Raw genomic sequence first — 16,768 nt, 5'->3', positions numbered from 1 at the left:
AGCAGGTCATAGTGGACTACATCAACGGCGACCCGGACCGCCCCATCGTGACGGCGTTCGTGCCCGATGTGAACAACATGCCGGCGTGGAAGCTGCCCGAGAATCAGGCGCTCACGGGCATCGTCACGCGCAGCCTCGGGCGCGGCACCACGACCAACCATCTCGCGTTCGACGATACCCAGGACCGGCAACAGGTGCAGCTCGCCAGCGACCATGCGAATTCGAGCCTGAGCCTGGGCTATATCACACGCATCGAGGGCAATGCGGGACGTCAGGAAGCAAGGGGTGAGGGATTCGAACTCAAAAGCATCAAGGCAGGCGTGCTGCGCTCGCTTGGCATGTACATCTCGACCTTCGTTCAGGCCGCCACAAGCGGCATGGTCAAGGAGATGCGTGAGACCGTGGCGCGTCTCACGCAGGCTCGTCAGCAGCATGAGGACCTGTCACAGCTTGCTGCCAGGCACCAGGCGCAAACGTCCGAGTCCAACCAGAATGACGTGACCCGCACCATCAAGGCGCAGAACGATGCAATCAGGGGAGATGCGCAGACAAGCGAGAACACGTTCCCTGAACTCTCCCGCCCCGACATTGTGATCGCGAGCGCTGCGGGTATCGCTACTTCGGCGAACGATAGCACGCACATGGCGAGCCACCATGATCACGCCATCACGGCAGGACGCGACGCGAGCGTGTCGTCGGGCCGCTCGTTCTTCGTTGCGGCGCGCGAAGCGATCTCGATGTTTGCCGACCAGTTGGGGCTGAAGCTGGTCGCGGCCAATGGCAAGGTCATGATCCAGGCGCAGAACGACGGGATCGATACGACTGCGAGGGGTGATATAACAAACACGAGCACTGGTGGCGCGATTACGCTGGCGGCGCCAAATTACATCGAGTTCAAGGTGCAGAACACCACGGTTCGCGTCACGCCTCAGGGCTTCTTTGTGTTTACCAATGGGCAGCACCTCGTCCATGCAGCAAATCACGCGACGGATGACCCGCAGGCTCCACCTGTGCAGTTCCCGGTCACGCCTGATAACCCCGGCAAGCTCGCGGCCCATCATGTGCTCGTCGAGAGCGGTGGCGGCTTTACGGTCCCGAATCAGCCATACCGCCTCACGCTGGACGATGGCCAAATCATCCAGGGCGTCACAAACGAACTCGGCGAATTGCAGATGGCGACGAGTAACGTCGTGTCGTTCGGCATGATTGAATTGATGTCACAGAGTGAGCCCGATAACGTAATTGGATTCGCCAGTGCGTCAGTCGTCCGTGACAAGGACTTGCTTCCGCCGAATGCACCACTGCCAGCACGAATAGTGCAGGTCGGAGGTAAGACCGCGTCAACGCCTGAATCAGACGTGACTTCCCAGCAGCAACCGGCTCTATACCTGACGTGTGATCCGATGAACTTCGGCTTGCGTACCTATCGCTATACCGGCAAGGAGAAGGAGCATCCCCCAAGCGAATTTATCCGGAAGGACGTGGAATATCCGGTTGCCAAAGCATACACCGCAGGAGCCAGGAAATCGTTGACAGCAATAGAGTGGGCCAAGCTCAGTTCAGGTGACACAAAAAATGTTCAGAATGCCGTTGTCGCTGCGATACGAGAGCCTTTGATTGCCGCACTCAAGTCAGGCGCGTTTGGGCTTCCAGGAACAGCCATGCCGGAAATTGAGCTTGTCACCCAAGACAATTCCGAGAAGCTGAATATTCCCATCGACGGTGAAAGAGTGGCCGCCTTTAACGCCAAATATTGGGGTTTAGGCATAACGCAGACCACTATCGACCGCCTATTTGCGGCGCTCGACAAAATTAATGAAATGAAGGACGATGAATATAAGCTCAAAATTGCCAGGATGACTTTTGATGGAAAACTGTGCAGCCTTGCTAAAACCATCTATCACGAAGCTCGCCACTGTCAGCAGAAGTTCTGGATGCTTTCGTTGCTCGGGACTTATCCAGATGACTACAAGCAATTCAAGTCGATTAAGGGATTTGAATTGGCGACCGTAAATGATGGCATCTATACGCTTGCGACTAAAACACAATTCCCGAATGACGAGAGAGTCCGACTGGGAATGCATCGCATGCTAGTGTTCGATTATTACTGGTCGCTACGAAATTCAAAATACCTGCCTGATTCCATGCGTAGCGATACTCCGATCGTCGAGGCAGAAGTTTGCAAAATGCGGAATGTCAGCTCTGAACAAGCCCAGCAAATGGCGGCACACAAACCAGGCTACCGCAGCCAGTATCACGAAGAGGATGCATATGCAACTGAATACGCGATTGAAAAATATTGGAATGATCCTGACTATCCTTTCTTGCTCAATCCAGGCGTATGCACAACCGAATACACTGCTACCCTCAGGCAACTCGGAGTTGAAGGAAATGGATAAGCCGATTGCGAATTCCCAGATTGAAACAATCATGTCCATGCTTGAAGAGGCTATGATAATTCTTCGTGACGACAAGCAGCGCCCAAAAAATGATTTGGTTTTTGGCAACATTCGAAAAATCCAAAAATCAGTTTTTTCAGACTATGGAGACGAATATTCATTCGACAACGATAAAATTCCGCTGGCAGACATAACATTCCACACCGTGGACGATCCACTCAACTACTCTGATGATCGAAGCAGCGTCGCGCTTGTTCCGTCAGATTTTACACTGCGTTTCTATCGTTCAATAGCGGGAATTACGCCCGAGATGATAGCAAAGCGCCTCGACCTCGCGGACTACTGGATAGATCCAGACGGGCAGCGTACTCCGAATCACATGAACATTCGCGTCCCCCCGAATCTCGCGCAACACTCATATCGTTATAGAGCGAATGCACATGCGAACAGCCGCTTCCCGGTTGACGTAGAAGTTTTTTATATCGATTCGTCACTGGATGCACCCCAAGGTTCGCTAGCCAAACTAGATCGAATCAAGATTCGTCGTGCCTATCCGCTCGTCACCGCTGAGGACCGCGAGAGAATGCGCGAGGAAAAGGAACAGCGCATCCGCGAGCTGTACGGCAAACCGGAGGCCGGCAAATAAAGCCGCGCTTCGAACAAACGATCTCGCAGATCGATCATGCTGCATCGGTGGCGGCCCGCACTAATGCGCCTCGCCTAGACAGCGGAACGACCCCATAATTCCCAACATCCGCGTCCAACACCCCACCCACCCTCAGCGCGCAGCGTCCCCCGCCAGTTCATAGGCACCCCAATAATAAGGATGCCGATACACCTTCCCATCCTTCCCCGCGAGCATGTCACGTTCGGCCTGCGCAAGCGCGCCGGCTTTCGAAAGCGCGGGATTGGCAGCATAAGCCTCGAACACGCCCGCGGTGATCCGCGCCGCCGACTGCGACTCCACAGCCCACTGAGTAACAAGCAACGAGCGAGCGCCAGCAGCAAAAAAAGCGCGCGACAGCGCGGAGATGGCGTCGCCCGCGTTCCCCGTCGCGAGTCCCGTATTGCAGGCCGAGAGCACGACCCAGTCGGCGTTCAGGCGCAGCGTCACGATGTCGTCCGCGGTAAGGATGGAGTCGACGAGTCCGTGCCCTTCATAGGCAAGCGCCAGCCCGGACTTGCGCCAGCCCGGCACTTCGCCCGGCGAGATCCCGTGCGTGGCGAACAGCACCACGCGGTCGCTCGACAAGTCCGCTTTCATGACCGCGCTGCGCGAGGCGCGCGTGCCCCATCGCACGCTGTCTTGCGGTGCGCCGAGCGCCGCAGCAATCGAGCGCGCTTCGGCTAGCGTTTCGGGAAGTGGCGCCACGCGGTGGTAGTCGAACGCACGCGTGCCGGCGTCGAGCGGGAACGCGCGCGACGCCGCCAGCGTTGCGGCCGGCGCCCCCTGCTCCGGCGGCTCGGCGTCGAGGCCGTCGAAGCTCGGATCCGCGAACGCCAGCAGTGGCCGTTGCGCATGCGGCGCCGGATACGTACGCGCGAGCACGAGTGCGGCCGCGCTCGGTATGCGCACCGGCAGGGTCTTCTCGATCCACCACGACGCGCCGCTCAAGCTCGACGCCGGCTGCGTCACCAGCACGTCGAACGGCACGCTCGCGAGCAGGCCGCTGGTGGCCAGATAGACCGTGTCGGCGCCGGCGAATTCGGCTTCGATCGGTGCAATCAGCGCGCTGTACAACGCGGCTGCCGCGTTCAGATCGAAGCCCGCCAGTTCGCCTGGCCGCGTGGGCGGCACGCCCGCGTCGAAGCTCGCGCGCAAGGCCGCGATTTGCGTCTTGAGCGTCTCATGCGTCACCGCGAGCCGGATTGCGCGAAACGCACCGCCCGGGTGCACCACAAACGCATAGCTCGCGTCCCGGCCCGCATAGAGATCGACGTAGACCTCACCCGGATGGAGCACCGCGCCCACCTCGCGCGGCGCAGGGATGGCCGGCGACGCCAGTTGCCGATAGAGCGGAAACTGCTCGGCGATCTGCTTGCGCAGCGCCGCGAGCTGCGCGTTGGCCTCGCGTTGCGCGCGATCTTCGCGCGCGAGCTCGATGGGAGTGTCAGGCGCGGCGGACTCGTCATCGTTGTCTTGCACAGAAAGTCCGGCGTCGGCGCGCGCGAGCGCGAGCCGCGCCGTGTTCTGCCTGTAGCGCAACGCCTGCTCGCGCTCCACGAGCTCGCGCAATGCCGGCGTGGCGGCGGCAAGACGCGCCGCACCGTCGTTCATGGCGTCTTGCGTCGCGTCCATCTGAAAGTGCTCGGCAATGCGAAAGGCCAGCGCCGCATCGTCGCCGCCGCGCTCGACCAGATAGCGCGTCGACATTTCCAGCGCGCCATCCTCGACGTAGGCACCGCGCGACGTGGCGTCGTTCCAGCCCCCCTGCGTGCCGACGATCGGGGAAACATAGGCGATCACGTCCGCCTCCTTCGCGGGGGTGACGGGATCCTGCAGGCGGTAGAGCATCTGCATCGCGGTGGAATACTTGTAGAACGGGCCCTGCGCGCCCTCGACGCGTAGCTCGTATGCAATGACCGGGTCGAGGCGCTTGCTCGCCGCTTGCCATTGTCCGCGTGAGGCGAGGCTCAGCGACTCGCGGCCGTTGGCGCTGTCCCGCCGCTGGGCAAACGGATTGAGCGACACGACCCTCTCGTAAACTTCGACGTCGCCGCGATAGTCACCGATACGGCCCATGGCGAGCGCGATAAGCAGGCGCTGGCGCAGGCAATCGGCGTATTCGCTCGTAATCTTCCCGGGGTCCCCGTGCTCCTCACCGGCAAGCGCCGCGTCGATGGCGGCAAGCGCGCCGTCGTAGTCGTTGTTCGACTCACGCGCAATCGCGAGGCCGCGTTCGAGCCGCGCATGCTGGATCACACTGGCCCGCATATCCGGGCGATGTTCCGCATCCCAGCTCAGTTCATTCGCATAACTGAGCGCTTCGGCGGGCCGGTTGTTTTGCGCGAGAATGCGGATCAACTCGACGGCACTGTCGTAAAGCGCGTTCACCGCCGCCAGGTGGCGTTTTTCGCTGAGCGTGGGATCGTTGAGGTTGTGCCACGCGAGGTCGGCAATCTGCTGGTATTTGAGCAGTGCGAGGTCATTGCGGTTTTCGACGAGGCGCACCCTCTCGGCCTCCGCCGCAAAAAAAGCGTAGGCGGGATCGCGCGGCAGCGTTTCCAGCTCTGCCGGCGTGGTCTGTCGTGCAAGCGTGCGGGCGAGTGCAAGGAAGTGGTCGCACTTCTTGTAGTAGTGTGAGAGCACGTAAAGGAAAGCAAGATTGGAGGCCTCGAGCGAGCGCCGCCCGGCGCCGATCTTCGAGTCGTCCACGATCAGCTCGCGCACGCGCACCGAATCGGCAATCATGCCGGCCCGAAAGTACTCCGTCGAAACCGAGTCGAGCAAGGCGTAGCGTTTTTCGCCATCCTCGATGCCCGCCAGCCTCGCGTGGATCGCGCGTTCATGCTCGCCCGCCGTCTTCCATGGCGTTGCCGAGGAAGACCTGGCAGCGTGGGTACTATGGGATGTTTGCGTACGTGCAGGCGAGCACGCAACGCATGCCAGGCCAGCAAGGCCAAGCGCAGCGGCAAGCAAGACAGCATCGACGAGATTCAGCGTGCGGTGCGCCATCGCGCCGGCCCTCCCGAGCGCGCACGCATCGAACCCGGACGTCGCGTGCGGTGCGCGATCCCGACGATTCAAGCACCGCCGCAGCGGCGCTTCAAGCCGCCTCTGTGCGCTTGCGCACAGATGGCCGGCGCGCGGCTCACTCCCGCCCTGTCACGGCCGTCGAGTACGCCACGCGATTGCGCCCTTCGCGCTTGGCCCGGTAGAGCGCCGCGTCGGCCGCTTCGATCAGCGCGGTTTCCGCAAGCGTTTCGGTAGGCGTGAGCGTCGCCACGCCCACGCTGATCGTGAGATGCTCGCTCACGGCCGACCCCATATGCGGCAGCTCGAGCCCCGCCACGTCGCGGCGCATCTTCTCGGCCAGCAGGCGCGCGAGCGCGCTGCCCGCGCCCGGCAGCACGACGGCGAACTCCTCGCCGCCGAAGCGCGCCACGAGGTCGCGCGGCTGGTTCACCTCGCGGCGGATCGTGGTGGCCACCGAGCGCAGCACGTTGTCGCCGGCCACGTGGCCGTAGGTGTCGTTATAGGGCTTGAAGTAGTCCACGTCGATCATCAGCAGCGAGACTTCCGTGTTTTCGCGCTGCGCGCGCCGCCATTCCGCGCCGAGGAATTCGTCGAAATAGCGGCGGTTCGACAGACCCGTGAGGCCGTCCGACTGCGTGAGGCGGCGCAGCTCCAGGTTCACCTTGAGCAGCTCCTGCTGCGAGCGGCGCAGCGCGCGATAGGCCTCGTCGCGCTGGATCATGTTCACATAGGAGCGCGAATGATATCGGACGCGTGCGATGAGCTCCATGCTGTCCGGCAGCTTGACGAGATAGTCGTTCGCGCCCGAGGCGAAGGCCGCGCTCTTGATCGACGGCTCCTCCTTGGTGGAGAGCACGATGATGGGCACGTCGCGCGTGGCGTCGTTGGCGCGGTAGGCGCGCACCAGCGTGAGGCCGTCGGTGCCCGGCATCACGAGGTCCTGCAGGATCACGGTCGGGCGCACCTGCTCCGCCATATGCATGGCCTGGTCGGGGTGCGCGCAGTAATGGAAGTCGATGTCGCGCTCGCTCGCCAGCGCCCGCCGCACGGCCTCGGCGACGATGGCCTGATCGTCCACCAGCAGCACCATCATCGGCGCCTCGGCACCGGGCAGCGGCTGCGCGAGCGCGGTGCGCACGGCGGCAAGCGCGGCTTCGAGCGATGCCTCGTCGGGCCCGCCTTCGGTCAGCGCGGAGTCGGCTGCGGTTGATGGGTTCGGCTTCTCAGTCATGGTTTCTGTCGCTTTACGGTCGCTGTTTCAATTGCTTGACGTCCAGGTGCTTGACGTCTATCAGGCGCTACTACGGTCTTTCGCAGGCGCTCTTTAAGGTGCGGGCGGTCTCGTCGTGCCCAGCGTGGCGGGTGTGCCGCGCGCGCCCAGGCGGCTCACGAGTTCGCCGGCAATCGCGGAGAGCGGCAGGATCGCGCGCGCGGCGCCCAGCGCGGCGGCCGCCTTCGGCATGCCGTAGACCGCGCTCGTCGCCTCGTCCTGGGCAATCGTGTAGTAGCCCTTCGCGCGCATCGCCTTCAGGCCGATGGCGCCATCGCGCCCCATCCCCGTGAGCAGCACGCCGATCGCCTCGCCCGGCCAGTGCTCGACGACACTATGAAAAAACGTGTCCACGGAAGGCCGATACGGCGTCTCGGCCGGCTCGCGCGTGTACGCGAGGCGCCCGGAAGCCGTCATGCGCAGATGGTCGTTGGTCGCCGCGAGTAGCGCTTCGCCCGGCGCCGCCCGGTCGCCTTCGCGCGCGACGCGCACCTTGAGCGCGGTTTGTCCGTCGAGCCAGTCGGCCATGCCCAGCGCGAACGACTGGTCCACGTGCTGCACGATCACGATGCCCGCGCTCAAGCTGGCCGGCAGTTCGCCCAGCACCGCCGCGAGCGCCGTGGGCCCGCCCGCCGAGGCGCCGATCGCCACCAGCGGCGTGCGCGCGTCGGGGGCCGCCGCAAACGCCTCGGGCGCGCGCACCGCCTCGGCCGTGCCGTTCACGCGGCCGATCTGGTCGATCTTCGCGAGCAGCAGGTCCATCGTGCTGCGCGCGGCGGGGCCCGCGAGCGTGGGCGTGTCGACCGCGTCGAGCGCGCCGGCGCCCATCGCCTCGTACACGCGCCAGGCGTTCGCGCCCACGCTGCTCGTCACGATCAGGATCGGGCACGGCGAGCGCGCCATGATGCGCCGCGTGGCCTCCACGCCGTCGATCCTCGGCATCACGAGATCCATCAGGATCACGTCGGGCGGCTGGGCGGCGCAGAAGTCCACCGCCTGCTCGCCATCGGCGGCCACCCACAGCACGCGATGCCCGGGCCGGGCCGCGATGGCATGGCGCAGCGCCTCCACGGCGAGGGGCATGTCGTTCGCGATACCGATGTTCATCAGGTCGCCTCTCCGATCAGGTCGTTCACTGCGTCGAGCAGCGCTTCGTCGTGGAAGCTGCCCTTGGTGAGGTAATAGTCAGCGCCGGCGTCGAGGCCGCGGCGCCGGTCGTCCTCGCGGTCCTTGTACGAGACGATCATGACCGGCACGCCGCGCTGCTGCGGATCGTTGCGGATCATCGTGACGAGCTCGATGCCGTCCATGCGCGGCATGTCCACGTCGGTGATGACGAGGTCGTACTGGCCCGTGCGCAAGGTGTTCCAGCCGTCCATGCCGTCCACCGCCACGCTCACCTGGTAGCCGCGTTTTTCGAGCAGCTTGCGCTCCAGCTCCCGCACGGTCAAGGAATCCTCGACCACGAGGATGCGCTTGCGTTCGCGCGCGGCGGCCTGGGTGCCGCGCGCCACGCCCGCAAGCTGGCCTTCGCGCACGAGGCGCGCGACCGAGGCCACGAGATCCTCCACATCGACGATCAGCGCCACGGCGCCGTCTTCGAGCAGCGCCGCGGCGGCCACGTTGCGCACCTTGCCGAGGCGCGCGTCGAGCGGCTGCACGGCAAGCGTGCGCTCGCCCGCGAAGCGGTCCACCGCGATGCCGTAGAGCGCCGCTTCGTGGTCAGCGCCATGGCCCGCGCCGATGAGCACGACGCACACGTCGCCCGAGCTCGTCTGCGCCCCGCTCGCGCCGAATAGCTGGCGCGCCGTGACGAGCCCGACGGGCCGCCCTTCGTAGATGATGTGCTGCTGGCCCTCGAGCATCTCGATGGATTCGCGCGGCACGCGCAGCGCGCGCCGCACGTGCGCGAGCGGGAACGCATAGGCCTCGCCCGCCACCTCGACGATCAGGCTGCGCAGCACCGAAAGCGTGAGCGGCAATTGCAGCACGAAGCGCGTGCCGCGCCCCGCCGCGCTTTCGATGCGCACGGTGCCGCGCACGGCCTTGGCGAAATTCTGCACGGCGTCCAGACCCACGCCGCGTCCCGAAACATCGGTCACGCGCTCGCGCATCGTGAAGCCAGGCAGCAGCAGGAACTCGAGCAGCTCGGGCTCGGACATGGCCGCGACGGCCTCGGGTTGGGCGAGCCCGCGCGCGACGATCGCGCGCCTGAGCGCTGGCAGGTCGACGCCCGCGCCGTCGTCGGCCACGGCGATCAGCAGCTTGCCCGCGCTGTGGCGCGCTTCGAGCGTGAGGCGCGCCTCTTCGGGCTTGCCTGCGAGCCGCCGCGTCTCGGGGTCTTCGACGCCGTGATCGAGCGCGTTGCGCAGCAAGTGGCCGAGCGGCGCGTCGAGCATTTCGAGGATGTCGCGATCGACTTGCGTCGTCTCGCCCTCGATGACGAGGCGCACGCGCTTGCCGAGCGAGCGCGCGAGATCGCGCACGATGCGCGGGTACGCATGCGCCGCGTCGCCGAACGGGCGCATGCGGCATTGCAGGGCTTCGTCGTAGAGACGCTGCGCGAGCTGGGTGCCGCGCCGGTCGATGCGGTCGAGGTCGTCGAAGCGCTCGCCTAGCTGGCGCTCGAGCGCGGCAAGCTGCTCGCGGATGCCCGCGAGCGAGGCGCGCGCCTCGGCGCCGAGCGCTTGCGCGTGGCGCTCGTGGAACTGGCCGAGCGCGGCGAGCACTTCGCCCTGCGCGCGGCGCACCCGCAGCAAGGTGTTTGCGAACGGACGCATGCGGCGCGACTCCACCAGCGACTCGCCCGCCAGGCCCAGCACGCGGTCGAGCGTGCCGGCGCGCACGCGCAGCATGCGGTCGCGGTCCTGAGTGGCGTGGGTCGCGGAGCGTTGCGTGAAGGCGGGCGTGGAAGCGGTGGCTTCTGTGGCGGCTTCACTGCCGATGTCGCCGCCAATCTCGCGGCCTGGTTCGCCACCAGCGTCTGCGGAAGCGGATTCGCCGTATGCCCCGCCTTCGCTCCACGCCGGCGAACCCAAACCCGGTATGCCCGCAAGACTCGCGGCCAGTAGCGCCTCCGCGTCCGGCAACCCGGGTGGCGCCGGATCGTGCGCGCCGTCGTCCGTGCCGCGCGTAAGCCCAGCCGCCGCATCCCGCCCCGGCTGCGCGTGTGCGGGCGCAACGGCATCCGCAGCGGCGCCCGCCAGCCGCGCGACAAAATCGTCGACGGCCTCGCGCGCGAGCGGCGGCGCCGAAGCGTCCCCCGCCGCCAGCAGCAGATCGATGCCCACCAGCAGCGCGTCGATGCGCGCCGCATCGATCGTCACCGCGCCGTGCTGCGCGGCGACGAAGCAATCTTCCATCGCACTCGCCACGTCCACCGCCTCGGGCAACCCGACGATGCGCGCCGCGCCCTTGAGCGAATGCGTCGCGCGCATGCAGGCCTCGAGCGTGGCCGCGTCGGCGGGCGTGGACTCGAGCGCGAGCAGGCCCGCCGAGAGCGTGCGCGTCTGCGTCTGCGCCTCCTCGCGAAAGAGGTCGAGCAGCGACCGGCGGCTCAGTTCGTCGTCGCTCATCGCAGGCTCCGGGTCAGCGCGCCGAATAGCGCATCGGGATCGAGCACGCCCACCGAACGCCCACGCCAGGCGAACACGCCGCGCACATGGCGGCCCGCCGCGTGCGAGAGCGTGGCAGGCGCACTCAGCAAATCGTCCTTGCCGAAGTAGGCCACCCCTTCGACATCGTCGACGGGAAACGCTGTCGTCTCGCCGCCCCACTCGGCCACGAGCAGGCGCGGCGTGGCGGCGCGCGCGCCTGCCGCGCTCGCTGCGCCAGCGCCAGGCGTCGCGAATTTCAGCGCTGCGGCCGCCGTTGCGTCCGCTGTCACGTCGATATGCAGCAGCTCGGCGAGCGAAGCCGCGAGCGTGAGCACGCCGCGCACGTTCACGACGCCGAGCACCGCGGGGCTGCGCCGGTGCGGCAACGAATGAATCGCGCGCGCCTCGCCCACGTAGCGCAACGCCTGCGCGCTGAGCGCGAGCCACTCGGCCCCCACGCGGAACACCAGCGAGCCTTCCTGGCGCGCGCCCGCTTGCGCGGTGTGGCCGCCCTCGAGTTCGGGCGCGCGCGCCGTGCGCGGCGCGGGACGGTCGAGCATGCGTGCGGCGGCCGCCTCGAAGACGGGGCAGTTCAGGCAGCGCACATATTGCGCGAGCCGCTCGCATGAGCCGTCGCCGCGCGTGCCGATGCGGTTCCAGCAATCGTCGAGCGGCGCGGCGCGCGCGCCCGATTCGTGAATCGCGTCGTGTTCGTGCTCGATTGCGTGCATGGCGTTCAGGTGCGGGGAAGTCGAGTCACGCATCTACACCTCCATGGCCCGCGCTGCGCTGCGCCGCGCGTTCGGCGCGACGCATCAGGCGGCTCGCGCCATCCGCGTCGCCCTGCACTTCGAGCAGCGCGGCCAGATGCGTGAGCGCCTCGTAATGGCCAGGCTCCAGATACAGCGCCTTGCGATAGTGCTCGAGCGCTAGCGCGGCGCGGCCCTGGGCATCGGCGATCAGGCCGAGCAGATACCACGCCTCGGCGTCATGCGGCGACGTCTGTGTGACTTGCGCGGCGGCGCGGGCGGCTTCCTCGAGCGCGCCGGCGTCGGCAAGGCGGCGCGCGGATGCCAGCGTAGCGACGCCCGAAGTAGCGATGCCCGGCGTAGCGACGCCTGGAGTAGAGAGGCCTCGCGAAGCTTCGACCGGCGGGTTGGCGCCCGGCGAAGCTGTGCCTCGCGTAGCTGCGCCCGACGCGGTGGCGCCCGTCGTAAGGGCGGCGCGTTCCGCTGAACCTGGCGCTACGGCTGCGTGGATAGTGACCCCCTTCATCAACGCGCCTCGCAACTGCGTGGATGCGGCTGCGCTATTGGCCGACACACGCACGGTGGCAGAAGGTGCCCACAGTCCGGGTGAAGGCACGCCGGGCGTCGCCACGCCGGGCATCGCCACACCGACGCGGCCACCCGCGCGCGCAGGCGGCACAAGCGGCACGGCCGGCAACGGACGCCGCGCATCGGCCGCCGGCTGTGCCCCTCCCACTGCAGGCAGCGTCACACCAGGCAAGCCAGGCGCCCACGCGGACCGCAAGGTATCCGAAACATGCGCGCCGCGCGCGGCGCCCTCGCCCGGCGCGGTGAAACCGAACGCAAGCGGGATCTGCGCCGACATCCACTCATGGCGCATCATGAGCCCCGTCTCCGCCGGCCCGACAAAGATCATCCCGCCATCGGCAAGACGGGCGCGCAACAGGCCGATCGCGCGGTCCTGCGCCTCGCGATCGAAATAGATCAGCACGTTGCGGCAAAAGATGAAGTCGTAGCGCACGGGATGCGCCGCGAGCCAGTCGAACAGGTTCGCACGCTCGAACGACACGGCGCGCCGCACGGCGTCGGCGAGCTGCCAGCCGTCCGGCGTCGCATGGAAGTAGCGCTCGCGAAACGCCAGCGCATCGCCGCGAAACGCGTTGCGGCCATAGACGCCGCGCGCCGCGGCCTCGATCGAGGCCGCACTGATGTCGATGGCGTCGATGCCGAACTGCTCGTGCGCGAAGCCCGCGTCGATGAGCGCCATCGCCGCCGAATAAGGCTCCTCGCCGGTCGAGCACGGCACGCTGAGGACCCGCACGAGCTCGCCGGGCTGCGCCGCAAGGCGCTGCGCACCGCCGCGCGCGAGCGCCGCGAACGCCTCGCGCTCGCGAAAGAACCAGGTTTCGGGCACGACGAGCGCGTCGATGAGCGCCTGGCGCTCGGCGGCGTCGGTCGTGAGGCGCGCCCAGTAGGCGTCGCGCACCGCTTCGGGCAGCGCCGCGCCGCCGGCCCACTGTGCCGGCATCGCCGCGGCGTGCGCTGCACGCGCGCCGTGTGGCTCGGGCGCGCCGTCCTGTGCGTCCGGCGCCACGACGAGCGCCGCGCGCGCGGCCACTGCGCGAGCGAGCGCGTGGGAGCCCAGCGATTCGGCGTCGATGCCGGTCTCCTGCACGAGCCAGGCCGCGAAACGCGGGTCCACGTACTGTTGGGCGACCATCATGGCATGCGCCCTGCCGGTATCGAATCGCCCGGCATGGCGTCGCCGGGCACGGCCGCGTCGCGCCAGGTGGGCGGATCGGGAAAGAGCAGCGCGCGCACCCGCGCGTCGAGCAGTTGCCCGACCTTCACCCATTGCACGAAGCCGTGCGCGTCGCTCGCCACGGGGCCAAGCCAGCGCGCCTCGGGCGTCGCGATGCCGCCATCGATGAACGCTTCGGGCGCGAGCGTCTGGGTGCGCGTCGCGCATTCGAGCAGCAGCGCGATGCAGCGCGGCCGCGCCCCATGTCCGGCCGATGCCGCAGCCACGGCCGCAGTCGTGTCCGCTGTGGTGGTCCGAGTCATGTCCAAAGCGTCCGGCGCTTTATCGTTCACGAGCACAAGCCGCGTCGACATGAGCGCGCGCGCCGGCCGGCCGAGCGCGAGCATCGCCATGTCGACGACCGGCACCGGCGCGCCCTCGTGATCGATCACGCCCGCGATATACGGCGGCGTGCCCGCGAACGCGCGCACCGGCTGCAGCGGCAGCACGCGCACGATCTCGCGCGCATCGAGCGCGTACCGTTCGCCGTCCAGCTCGAACACGAGAAACAGCATCGCGGCTCCGTTCAATGGACCGAAAAGCGGGAAACCAACAAGCGGCGGCCCGCAAAGCCGACGCCGTCGCGCGCACCTGCGCGCACCATGCCGCTCACGACCCTCACGCCTCGATCCTGAAACGCGAAACGCCGGTGCGCAGCTCGTTGGCCACGAGCGTGAGATTGTCGATGGCCTGCGAGGACTGGCGCAGCGACTCCGCGGTCTGCTGCGCCGCTTCGGAGAGCTGCGTGAGCGCCTGGGTAATCTGCTCGGCGCTGGTGGCCTGGGCCTGCATGCCGTCGTTGACCACCTGGAAGCGCGGCGCGAGCGTCTGCACCGCGCCGATGATCTGCGAAAGCTGCGCACCCACTTCCTGCACGTCGTGCATGCCGCGGCGCACTTCCTCGGCGAACTTGTCCATGCCCATCACGCCCGCCGAGACCGCCGACTGGATCTCCTTGACGGTCTGCTCGATGTCGTAGGTCGCCACCGCCGTCTGGTCGGCGAGGCGCCGGATCTCGGTGGCCACCACCGCGAAGCCGCGCCCATACTCACCGGCCTTTTCCGCCTCGATGGCGGCGTTCAGCGAAAGCAGGTTGGTCTGGTCGGCGACCTTGGTGATGGTCGCCACGACCTGGTTGATGCTCACGGCCTTCTCGTTGAGGATCGCGAGCTTGGCGTTGACGGAGCCCGCGGCCTCCATCACGCCGCGCATGGTGTTCTCCATATGCGTGAGGCCGCTCTGGCTCGTGGTGGCGAGCGCCGCCGACTGCTCGGCCACGGTCGCCACCTCGCCCATCGTGCGCACGAGGTCGCGCGCGGTCGCGAAGATCTCGCGCGAGGTCGCGCCGATCTCGGTCGTGGTGGCCGCGGTCTCGCTCGCCGTGGCCTGCTGCTCCTTCGAGGTGGCCGCCACCTCGGCCACCGAGGTCGTCACCTGCAGCGACGACTTCTGTGCCTGGGCAACGAGGCTCGCGAGCTCGTCGCTCATGCGGTTGAAGCCGTCCTCGAGCACGCCGAACTCGTCGCGGCGGTTCAGGTGCAGACGCTGCGAGAGGTTGCCCATGCGCATCGAATCGTGCACCTCGACGAGGCGCGTCATCGGCCGCGTGATCGCGCGATGCAGCGCATAGCCGGTCGCGAGCGAGGCGAGCAGCACCACGCCGAGCGCCGTGGCCAGCGTAATCTCCGTGCCCGTTACCGAGCCGCGGATGGTCTGCGCCGAGTCGTCGGCCTGGGCGCGGTTTTCGTCGACGAGCGTGTTGGCCGCGTCTTCCACCTCGTGCCACGCCGCGCCGACCTGCAAGAACGCGGCCTGCGCGGCGGCGCGCTGGCCGGGCACTTGCCGCACGATTGCCATCAGCTGCGGCAGGTAGCGTGCATAAGCATCGTGGAAGCGCTGGTAACGCGCGCGGTCGTCGCTGCGATACACCGTGCGCTCGTATTGCTTCTCGTCCTGATCGACCTGGTTCAGGGCTGCCGGCAATGTCCCGAGCATGCTCGCAATGCCCGCCGCATCGGGCTCGACGAACGCGGCGCGCTCGACGATGTTGTAGGTCTTTCTCGTGGAGGCGCGCAGCGAGGTCGCATAGAACAGGCCCGGCACGGAATCGCGCGTGAGGCTCAAGCCCTCGTCGTCGATGGCGCGCAGGCGGCTGTAGGAGATCGCGGCCATCACGAGCATCAGCACGAACAGCAAGCCGAAGCTCAAGACGATGCGCGTTCCGAGGGTATAGCGGCCATGGGTCTGGCGCGGGAGTCCGGCTGAGCCGGAACGGGGCATGGCTGTGCTCATTACGCGTGGCCTTAACCGGTTGGCGAGGGAAGGCGCCCTGCGCCCGCGCAACGTGCGTGAGCGTACAGACGACGCAGCAAAAGCCCGTCAGCCGGGCTTCCGGGGCGTAGTGTAATGCGTCCGGGCACTTTTATGGGATGAGGGAAGAACAGGATGTGCCGCCGCCACGCGCCCCAGCGTGAATATCGGGATTGCTTTGCGCGCTCGCGAAGCTCAGGCGGTCTTGCGCGCGAACCGCACCACGGCGTCCACCACCATCTCGCGGTGACGCGCACGCAGCCGCGGATGCGAGGGGTCGCGCCCGAACGCCGCGCCGAAGGTGTGGCGGTTGCTCACGCGATGAAAGCACATCGAGCTGATCAGCAAGTGCAGGTCGATGGGATCGATGTCGTCGCGGAACACGCCCGCGCTCACGCCGCGCGCGAGCAGGTCCTCGATGGTGCGGATCACGCTGGCGTTGCGGCTGCGGAACGTCTTGAGCCGCTCGAGGTACTTCGCGCCATGAATGTTCTCGATCGTCACGAGGCGCACGAAGTCGCGATGGCGGTCGTGATAGTCGAAGGTGAATTCGACGAGGCGCTGCAAGCCCTCCTCGGGATCGAGCTCGTCGATATGCAGGTCCTGCTCCAGCGCCCGGATGTCGCCGTACACCTTGTCGAGCACCGCTTCGTACAGCCCTTCCTTGCTGCCGAAGTAGTAATAGAGCATGCGCTTGGTGGTGTGCGTGCGTTCGGCGATCTGGTCCACGCGCGCGCCCGCGAGTCCCATGGCCGAAAACTCGGCGGTCGCGACTTCGAGAATGTTGCGCTTGGTCTGCTCCGGATCGTACTTGCGCCGGCTTTCGGATTGAGCGTCGTTGCGTTCGGGCGAAGCCGCCGGTCTTGCCATTTTGAGTGGAGCGCGAGTGGAGAGGAATGCCGGCGATTCTAGCATGGGCGCCTGAAGCCCCGCCGGGCCGGACGCC

The 16,768-nt window shown here is 66.8% G+C and carries 11 protein-coding genes; 2 read left to right on the top strand and 9 right to left on the bottom strand.

Annotation, left to right across the window (positions count from 1 at the left end):
* The first annotated feature begins 11 nt into the window (after window positions 1-11).
* Together BO1_RS53755 and BO1_RS53750 are read left to right on the top strand one after the other, a co-directional pair.
* Entirely contained in the window at window positions 12-2,399 is a 2,388-nt protein-coding gene (locus BO1_RS53755) for a type VI secretion system Vgr family protein (RefSeq protein WP_052409693.1), read from the top strand.
* The gene (locus tag BO1_RS53750) at window positions 2,392-3,045 is read left to right on the top strand and encodes a hypothetical protein (protein ID WP_052409692.1); all 654 of its coding nucleotides are present in this window, start codon (window positions 2,392-2,394) and stop codon (window positions 3,043-3,045) included. The genes BO1_RS53755 and BO1_RS53750 overlap by 8 nt, the downstream gene beginning before the upstream one ends.
* A gap of 132 nt (window positions 3,046-3,177) precedes the next feature.
* Here BO1_RS53750 and BO1_RS32840 read toward each other — a convergent pair whose 3' ends face one another.
* The 9 genes from BO1_RS32840 to BO1_RS32800 all read right to left on the bottom strand — a co-directional run bounded on the left by BO1_RS32840 (window position 3,178) and on the right by BO1_RS32800 (window position 16,692).
* Window positions 3,178-6,075 carry a CHAT domain-containing protein gene (locus tag BO1_RS32840; protein ID WP_028221181.1) on the bottom strand — a complete coding sequence of 966 codons (2,898 nt, stop codon included), beginning with the start codon at window positions 6,073-6,075 and terminating at the stop codon, window positions 3,178-3,180.
* A 136-nt stretch (window positions 6,076-6,211) separates the two neighbouring features.
* Window positions 6,212-7,327: a diguanylate cyclase gene (locus BO1_RS32835; protein ID WP_043287552.1), complete on the bottom strand. Its 1,116-nt coding sequence runs from the start codon at window positions 7,325-7,327 to the stop codon at window positions 6,212-6,214.
* A gap of 93 nt (window positions 7,328-7,420) precedes the next feature.
* Window positions 7,421-8,473: a chemotaxis response regulator protein-glutamate methylesterase gene (cheB, locus tag BO1_RS53745; RefSeq protein WP_043287550.1), complete on the bottom strand. Its 1,053-nt coding sequence runs from the start codon at window positions 8,471-8,473 to the stop codon at window positions 7,421-7,423.
* Complete coding sequence (locus BO1_RS32825) at window positions 8,473-10,941, bottom strand: hybrid sensor histidine kinase/response regulator (RefSeq protein ID WP_028221179.1); 2,469 nt, start codon at window positions 10,939-10,941, stop codon at window positions 8,473-8,475. Before BO1_RS32825 ends, cheB begins: the two co-directional genes overlap by 1 nt.
* The gene (locus tag BO1_RS32820) at window positions 10,938-11,693 is read right to left on the bottom strand and encodes a chemotaxis protein CheW (protein ID WP_043287562.1); all 756 of its coding nucleotides are present in this window, start codon (window positions 11,691-11,693) and stop codon (window positions 10,938-10,940) included. Before BO1_RS32820 ends, BO1_RS32825 begins: the two co-directional genes overlap by 4 nt.
* A gap of 25 nt (window positions 11,694-11,718) precedes the next feature.
* A complete protein-coding gene (locus tag BO1_RS62320) occupies window positions 11,719-13,434 on the bottom strand; it encodes a CheR family methyltransferase (RefSeq protein ID WP_052409691.1) in 1,716 nt (571 codons plus the stop codon).
* Complete coding sequence (locus tag BO1_RS53740; protein ID WP_043287547.1) at window positions 13,431-14,027, bottom strand: chemotaxis protein CheW; 597 nt, start codon at window positions 14,025-14,027, stop codon at window positions 13,431-13,433. Before BO1_RS53740 ends, BO1_RS62320 begins: the two co-directional genes overlap by 4 nt.
* Before the next feature lie 103 nt (window positions 14,028-14,130).
* Complete coding sequence (locus BO1_RS32805) at window positions 14,131-15,804, bottom strand: methyl-accepting chemotaxis protein (RefSeq protein WP_028221176.1); 1,674 nt, start codon at window positions 15,802-15,804, stop codon at window positions 14,131-14,133.
* 213 nt (window positions 15,805-16,017) lie between these two features.
* Window positions 16,018-16,692 (bottom strand): TetR/AcrR family transcriptional regulator, encoded by a 675-nt coding sequence (locus BO1_RS32800; protein WP_028221175.1) that lies wholly within the window; start codon window positions 16,690-16,692, stop codon window positions 16,018-16,020.
* Between the last annotated feature and the right edge of the window lie 76 nt (window positions 16,693-16,768).

The organism is Paraburkholderia oxyphila NBRC 105797 (genome assembly GCF_000685075.1).
Taxonomy (GTDB): domain Bacteria; phylum Pseudomonadota; class Gammaproteobacteria; order Burkholderiales; family Burkholderiaceae; genus Paraburkholderia; species Paraburkholderia oxyphila.
The sequence above is the reverse complement of the archived record's forward strand: the minus strand, read 5'-3'. Positions and strand labels throughout refer to the sequence as shown.